This window comes from Finegoldia sp. P2-F-LR (genome assembly GCF_052932265.1).
Map to the genome: position 1 here is coordinate 1 of NZ_JBRFJF010000032.1, position 481 is coordinate 481.

At 39.5% G+C, this 481-nt stretch carries 1 pseudogene; it reads right to left on the reverse strand.

Annotated features, from left to right (window positions below):
• Positions 1 to 188: 188 nt before the first annotated feature.
• Positions 189 to 481: pseudogene (locus tag ACU68W_RS09255) on the reverse strand (hypothetical protein); the annotation flags it as partial.

Genomic DNA, 481 nt, shown 5'->3' on the forward strand with positions numbered 1-481 from the left:
ATTGTGTCATGAAATCTCTTTTCTTTAACTCCTTCAGGTGTATCCGCCCATCTTCCTTCTCTGTACAACTGTACGCATTCTTTTTTAAATTCATAACTATATTTCATAAAAATACCCTCCTTACTGGATGTCCAGTAAAGAGGGTACATATCATGAATTGCTTCCAAAAATTTAACTATATTTATTTATTAGTCTTCTTTTTTTCTTCCAAGAGATAATCCGAAACCACTAACTATTGATAATGCACCAGCTGCAAGTTTCAATAATTCGTAATCAGCACCAGCTTTTGGCAATTTCTTGCTTTGTCTTACTGGTTTACTTGGTTGTTCAGGTGTTCCTGGTTGTCCAGGTGTACCTGGTTGTTCAGGTGTTCCTGGTTGTTCAGGTGTTCCTGGTTGTTCTGGAGTACCTGGTTGTCCAGGTGTTCCTGGTTGTTCAGGTGTTCCTGGTTGTTCTGGAGTACCTGGTTGTCCAGGTGTTC